The organism is Ellagibacter isourolithinifaciens (genome assembly GCF_008831035.1).
Classification (GTDB): Bacteria; Actinomycetota; Coriobacteriia; order Coriobacteriales; family Eggerthellaceae; genus Ellagibacter; species Ellagibacter isourolithinifaciens.
Genome location: NZ_WAJR01000002.1, coordinates 200529 through 206687 on the forward strand (window position 1 = coordinate 200529; position 6159 = coordinate 206687).

Below are 6159 nucleotides of genomic sequence, written 5' to 3' on the forward strand. Positions count from 1 at the left end.
CATCAGCCAATCTGCTGGCGCAAGGCTTGCCCCGCGCGCCAAATGAAGCGCGACCTTGCAGATGAGCCAGTCGCTATCGCTTAATCCAGGAGGTCTCGGGACGGCAGATAAGACGCGCGTTGTTGTAGGCCATCTCAATCGTGAGGCAGGTGCGTGCGGCGTAGAACCCGTCTTCGCGCTGGATGGTCAGCGCCAGTTCGGGCTTGTCGCTGGTCAGGCACAGCGGCAGCAGCAACTGGATCCGGCCGCCATAGAACTGCGGCACGGCGAGCGTATAGTTGGCCGCGGCGCGGCGGGCTGCTTCGGCGACGGCGCCCTCGAAGGCGCGGCGCAGCAGCAGCGAGTTGTCTTCCCCCACGAGACTCGTGGGAATGCGCGTCAGATTCTCCTCATCGCCTAAGATGTGGTCGATGTTGGATCGGATGGGCAGGCGGTAGTCGAAGACGAGCTCGGAGGGGTCCTCGGCAAAGTGCACACGGCAGGGAAGGTACTCGAAGGCGACCAGCGCCGGATCGCTCTCTTTGAAGAAGCCCTTCAAAAACCAGTGCTGGCGCGCGTCGGGCTTGGTGTTGGGCTCGAACAGGCCGTAGATGTTCTCGTAGCGGCGTGTGTACAGGCCTGTGTTGAACAGGCAGCGGCCGTCGTCGAAGACTAATGGCAGGTTGGACGGCGATTCTTGCTCCGCGTCTCGCTCGCTCCGCGTCTCGCTCGGTTAGGACCATCGCGCGGCTAAACGAGAACGACAGGTAGTTTTTGAGAATGCGGTTGTTGAGGCCCCAGTCCTCGGGATCGGCCAGATCGACCAGGCGGTCGTAGCAGGGCTCGGGGCAGAATGCGAAGTCGTACAGGTTGCTGCACAGGGTGCTAGGGATTTCCATATGGTGTCCTTTTGGTGGCTGGGCGGTCAATTGGCTTGATTTTACCCGTAAAAGTGAGGGTTGGTGCGCTGGTATTCCTTAGGTGTTGCCTGAAGTTTTTCGTCGCATATTGATTTGCGAGTGAGACAAATCACCCGACCTCAGTCTCGACCTCTGTCTTACCTGTCGTGCAGAGCTGTCGATGTGCATTCGGATAATAGGACAATACTCAAAACTGACATCAGAATCAGGAGGAGATACAACATGAAAGCAAAGTTCGTGCATCGCTGCACCCATGTGCTGGACAAGGAAGCGAGCATCAAGTTCTACGAAGAGGCGCTTGGCTTCAAGGTTGTGCAAGAGATGGGCCCTGAGGACGGGTCTTGGACCAACACCTTCATGGCGAACGACGAAGCTCCTTTCGAAATCGAGCTTTGCTTCAATTTTCGCACGACCTCGCTTTACCTCGAAGAATGCCAAGCAAAGCGCACCGAAAACGGCAGCGAAGATGACCACGCCGAATACCGCGTCCATTGCCAAGCTAGAACCCCATAAGACGCCATCGATTGGTACAAGCTGAATTTCGGCGATGAAACGCATGGCGGCGATGGCAAGTGTGCTTGCGATGCCGGTGATACCTGAGATAAGCAGGAAGTAGCCCATGGGAATGTGCTCGGTCTGCCCAAAGCGGTTGGTATCGACATAGCCCTTACGCGTTTGCGACACAGCGCAGACGATCATCACGATGAAAAGCCATGCGTACATGACGGTGTCAACGGGATTTGCGAAGAGGCGAAACGCTTCATTGGCGTCATCGTGCACCCACGCAACCTGCTGCGCTATGATCTGATACACAAGCAGCATGAGCATGCCGAACGATAGCAGCATGAACCCAAGTTTGTAATTTTCGCATTCTCGGCCTCGAGGCGCTCATCCTTCGGGCCTGCGTATGCGCGCCATTTTTTTGGCAAGTCTTATATTTTGCCGCTTCATAATTCTCTCCTAAAGGAATAATTCGGGTTTGGGCAACGTGCTGGGTTGGGAATGGTGAAATCGGGTTAGCGCTCTTCGTCCCAGAAAAGGTCGTTTAGTGCGACGTGAAGGGTTTTGCAAATGGCGACACATAAATCTCCTCGTTTTGCAGGGCGATCCTATCGATGAAGCTATAGGCTGCATTCTTCAGCGCGTCGATGCGCTTGGTCGTGTCGCTTTCGCTCATGGGATTGTCCATCGAGCCGGAAGCATCCAGCACCAGCACGATGTCGAGCGGCGTGGTTGAGGTTGATTTCGCATTCGAAGTGGGCGAAGGCGTTGAAAGCGCCGTTATGAACGCTGAATCGCCGCGCTCTGTAGCGGTGTCGCTACTTATGGTAATTGCTGTGTCAGCTGTTGCGGAAGAATGGCCGTTGTCCCATCGTCTGCAAAGGCGAAGCTACTCCCCAGGCACATAAGAGCAAGCGCTAAGACCATTGCCAGTAATGGGCGAATTCGTTTCATCTTCGATCCCCAATCCTGCTTTCGTTTGCTAATAAATGTTCTTATGCTTCCGAGTTTGCAACATCAAGGGATATTCGCGTACCACTCAACCCACTTTTGCCATGCAATAAGGGGCATTCCAATTGGATCATCGCAGATGCAGGGCACGTTTGTAACGGGCATATATACGAATACCTTTACTTCATAGCAAAGATAGCGCGTGCTCCAAAGGAATTGGGCTACGCGCCGTATTTTGGATTAAAGACTTGAAATAATAGTTGCAGGTGGCTTGGTAGGCCCCGAAACGCTCTGAAGCAAACTCGAGCGTTTTGAATGGTTGCAGGTGGCTTACAAAAAAGTGATTCAGCTTACTCCCGCTCGATCGTTAAAATCTCTCTCCAGTTTGCCTCAGTTTGTCCCACTTGCATCCAGTCTCAAAAAATGCCGCGAATCCATGGGGTCAAATCTGGGTCACGGGTTTCGGGACGGGGCAGGGCGCTTTCGTGGGCCACAGTGGGTCACGAAAGCTGGCGAGTGGGCTCTCAAGGTGTTTTGATTGCATGGCAAGAGAGAAGCAGCAGGCAGGCCCCGTTCCTGCTGCGCGCTTTCCCCAGGCCGGCATCGCCCGTCCGCTTCCGCCCGAGTCTACCGGGCGTCTTCGATCCTGGCGACGAATTCATTGGCCCACCGAATCGCCTCGTCAACATCCTGGAGTACGGGCAGGCCCTCTGCGAGGGCGGCGTACATCTCATCCCATCCCTTTTGCTTGGCAATGGCTGGCGGCCAGGCCTGCGCCCGCCTGTAGGAGAAAAGCCTCCGGCAGGCGGCCCTCGCAGCCGTAAGGTCAACCTCGGCTCTGGCGTCGATCAGCTGCAGGTCGATGAGATCGCGGGCCCGATCGCCCGGGCCGGAGACGGCGTGGAGCTTCTGGGCGATCTGGTGGTCGAGCGGCATGAGTGGAGCCCTGCCGGGCGCGGGGAACCCCATCGCCTCGAAGAGCTCGCCGGCGTCCGCCAGCTCGGCCCAGTCTGGCGCGTCGGCGTCGCCTATCTCGTTGTGGCCGACCTCGAGCGGCACCGTGCACCAGGGTTTCCCGAGGTAGTCCAGCTTGACGTCGTACGGCTGCATGACGTACTGTTCGGGAATCCCATCGGGCGAGGCCGGGTTCTTTTCTACCACGCGGCCGGAGAACCCCTCCCAGCCGGAGCGGAGCCTCGAGTCGAGCTGGGCGGCGTAGGCTGCGGGATCGGTCGCCGTGGCGGTGTCTAGGTCCGTGGTGAACCGCGTGTTCTCCTCGCCGAAGCGCATCTTGAGCGCGCTGCCGCCCTTGACGACCCCGTCGGGGAGCATGCTCGCCACGATCGCGTTCGCCATCACGGTGCGCGCCCTCATGAAGTCCTGGGGCGCGCCCCCGCAGAGCCTGCGTATCGCGTCGTCGAGATGGCGCATGCTGTTGGGCCTCTTCATCGGGTTATCTCCTCCTTGATCCGCTCTTCCTCCTCTTTGGTTATGTAGCCGCGCGCGAGCGCCTCGCTCGCGGCCTCGACGGCCCGGTCGGCCCCCATGGTCTTCGAGGCTGCCGCGATGGCGGCCGGCAAGGGCTGGCAGGCGATGCCCTCTAGGTAGACGGGGATCGTCCCGCCCATTCGCTCCAAGGTGACCCCGGGGCCCAGATTGCGCCGGCAGCGCCTCGGCGACGCGAGGCGCATTTTGGTAGGGTCCGTCGGCGCCAGCCCCAGCAGCGCCACGACCGACTCTCCGCAGAGGAAGGCCCCTTCGCCCGCCGCCTTCACCGCGACGGCATAGGGCGCTTGCGGCTGCGACGGCCAGATGGGCATGCGGTACACGCCGCGCGCGACGCGCACGAGCTTCCCCAGCTTCTCCTGCTGGACCATCTCCGCCCTGGACATGCCGAGCTCGGCCGCCTCGGCAGAGGTGATCAGGCCGAAGTCGTCTACCGCCTCGTATATGTCGTCGATTTTTGCCATGCCGAAAGTATAGCGTATTTACTATACTTTTGACCTATCAAAAGCATAGAAAACCTGAGATGGCGGCTGGCCTAGCTGCAAGGGCGCTGCGGCGGCCGACGCGATGGGCAGGGCGCTTGCTTTTCCATGCTCTCGCCGCCGTGCTCGATTGCCGGCCTGGCGGTGACCTCGAAGGGGATTCCCTGTTCCCTCACGGCCTGCTTGAGGAACATGTTGATCGCCTGGGTGGTGCTTATGCCGAGCTCCGAGAACAGCTTCGCAGCGCCGTCCCTCGTCTGCCTCTCCATGCTGACCTGTATCGTTTTCTCGGACACGCATGCTAGAGGAATCCGAATCCCTTAGAATGCAACGAGACGACGAGAAAGGACGATGCCATGCCGAATCCAGCCGCCAAGTACACCGACGAGTTCAGGCGTGAGACCTTCTTCGCCAGGGAGCAGGGGTAGCCGCGCGCTACCGGCTCATGCTGGCGGAGAGGGCGGAGTTCCCGGTGAAGCTGATGGCCCGCGTGCTGGAGGTGAGCCGCTCGGGCTTCTACTCGTGGCTGGCCGCCGGACGCCCGCAAGACGGGTGGGCCGCGGAGCGCGACGCCGTGATGCGCGTGTGGCTCGAGTCCGACCGCCGCTTCGGCTTCCGGTTCGTGCACGCGATGCTGCCGCCGGAGCTGTCGCACCTGACGCGCTACCGCGTGCTCAGGCTCATGCGCGAGCTGGGCATACGCTGCTGTCCGCCCAACGCCAAAAAGCGCACCACGGTCCCGGACCCCAAGGCCCGCCCGCGCCCCGACCTGGTGCGCCGCGACTTCACGAGCCCCGTGCCCACCTACAAGCTGGTGGGCGACATCACCTACCTGCGCACCGGGCAGGGGTGGCTGTACCTGGCCACCGTGATCGACCTGTGCACGCGCATGGTGGTCGGCTGGTCGCTGTCCGAGCGCATGACCGCCGACATCGCCGTGGCGGCGCTGGAGTCGGCCAAGTCCCGCGGCTACGTGGCGGGAAACGCCATATTCCACAGCGACAGTACACCAGCCGGCTCCTCGCGGAGTGGGCGCGCGACAACGACGTGCGCCTGTCGTGCGGCCGCACCGGCAGCTGCCACGACAACGCCGTGGCCGAGTCGTTCTTCGCGACGCTGAAGAACGAGATGTACTACCGCGGGAGCTTCGCCACCAGGGCCGACACCAAGCACGCGGTGATCAGGTTCATCGAGGCCGAGTACAACCGCAAGAGGCCGCACTCGACCATCGGCTACCAGATACCCGCGAAGGCCATGGAGGCCTTCTTCGAGCGTACCAGGCCGACCGCAGGGGAGCTTCCCATGGCCGCGTAAATCCTCGAGCTTCCATGTCCGAAATCTTGACACAGGTCAATGTTCGCCAGGGCCGACGGCGAAACCGAGGCGCTGCCCGACAAGGGGCCCGACGCCGCAGCTCGCTCCGCGCTCGAGTTCCTTCGCAGGTTGACAGAATCGCTCGGGTTGGTAGAATAGCCTGCAGATAGCAAAACCTTCACGGTTTTAGGGGCGGACTTGCGCAAGCGACTCTGCCCTATTTAATATGAGTAGAACATTGTCAAGAGGCAATGAAGGCCCAAGCCAGGAAAATCTTTCCCGACTTGGGCCTTTCTATCATCACCCGATGATTTCTTCCGACAGGTTGTGTCATCAAACCGACGCTCGTATTCGCAGTTTAATATTCGCGGGTTGACGGCCTCGGGCTGGCGCGGACCGCACGCGGGTCCGCCGCGTCATCGCCCGTCTATGTCGGCCGCCCTGGCTTCGCATTTCGTTGCTACGGCTGGATGCGCGCACCTTCTAACAAGAAGAATCTTTCGGCG

7 protein-coding genes and 1 pseudogene are annotated in these 6159 nt (G+C 60.3%); 2 read left to right on the forward strand and 6 right to left on the reverse strand.

Annotation, left to right across the window (positions count from 1 at the left end; translation table 11 throughout):
* Positions 1-73 precede the first annotated feature (73 nt).
* From F8C90_RS02095 to F8C90_RS02120, 6 genes are all read right to left on the reverse strand, one after another.
* Entirely contained in the window at positions 74-661 is a 588-nt protein-coding gene (locus tag F8C90_RS02095) for a DUF3825 domain-containing protein (protein ID WP_211360992.1), read from the reverse strand.
* Between the two features lie 295 nt (positions 662-956).
* Positions 957-1745, reverse strand: coding sequence for a hypothetical protein (locus F8C90_RS11385; protein ID WP_170264494.1), 789 nt, complete (start codon positions 1743-1745; stop codon positions 957-959).
* Positions 1746-1944: 199 nt separating this feature from the next.
* Positions 1945-2115: a VWA domain-containing protein gene (locus F8C90_RS02105; protein ID WP_158048790.1), complete on the reverse strand. Its 171-nt coding sequence runs from the start codon at positions 2113-2115 to the stop codon at positions 1945-1947.
* An 863-nt stretch (positions 2116-2978) separates the two neighbouring features.
* Positions 2979-3800, reverse strand: coding sequence for a nucleotidyl transferase AbiEii/AbiGii toxin family protein (locus F8C90_RS02110; RefSeq protein ID WP_158048791.1), 822 nt, complete (start codon positions 3798-3800; stop codon positions 2979-2981).
* Complete coding sequence (locus tag F8C90_RS02115; protein WP_158048792.1) at positions 3797-4321, reverse strand: type IV toxin-antitoxin system AbiEi family antitoxin domain-containing protein; 525 nt, start codon at positions 4319-4321, stop codon at positions 3797-3799. The genes F8C90_RS02110 and F8C90_RS02115 overlap by 4 nt, the downstream gene beginning before the upstream one ends.
* 71 nt (positions 4322-4392) lie before the next feature.
* Positions 4393-4635, reverse strand: coding sequence for a type II toxin-antitoxin system RelB/DinJ family antitoxin (locus tag F8C90_RS02120; RefSeq protein ID WP_281350313.1), 243 nt, complete (start codon positions 4633-4635; stop codon positions 4393-4395).
* Between the two features lie 140 nt (positions 4636-4775).
* Here F8C90_RS02120 and F8C90_RS02125 point away from each other — a divergent pair.
* Together F8C90_RS02125 and F8C90_RS02130 are read left to right on the forward strand one after the other, a co-directional pair.
* Positions 4776-5459, forward strand: a pseudogene (locus tag F8C90_RS02125) (IS3 family transposase); the annotation flags it as partial.
* Entirely contained in the window at positions 5432-5653 is a 222-nt protein-coding gene (locus tag F8C90_RS02130; protein ID WP_246155737.1) for an integrase core domain-containing protein, read from the forward strand. The pseudogene F8C90_RS02125 and the gene F8C90_RS02130, both read left to right, overlap by 28 nt.
* Positions 5654-6159 lie beyond the last annotated feature (506 nt).

Bases quoted from the DNA above. Each gene is read 5' to 3' on its own strand.
- F8C90_RS11385 (WP_170264494.1), bottom strand. From the start codon at position 1,745: ATGCTGCTATCGTTCGGCATGCTCATGCTGCTTGTGTATCAGATCATA.
- F8C90_RS02110 (WP_158048791.1), bottom strand. From the start codon at position 3,800: ATGAAGAGGCCCAACAGCATGCGCCATCTCGACGACGCGATACGCAGG.
- F8C90_RS02115 (WP_158048792.1), bottom strand. From the start codon at position 4,321: ATGGCAAAAATCGACGACATATACGAGGCGGTAGACGACTTCGGCCTG.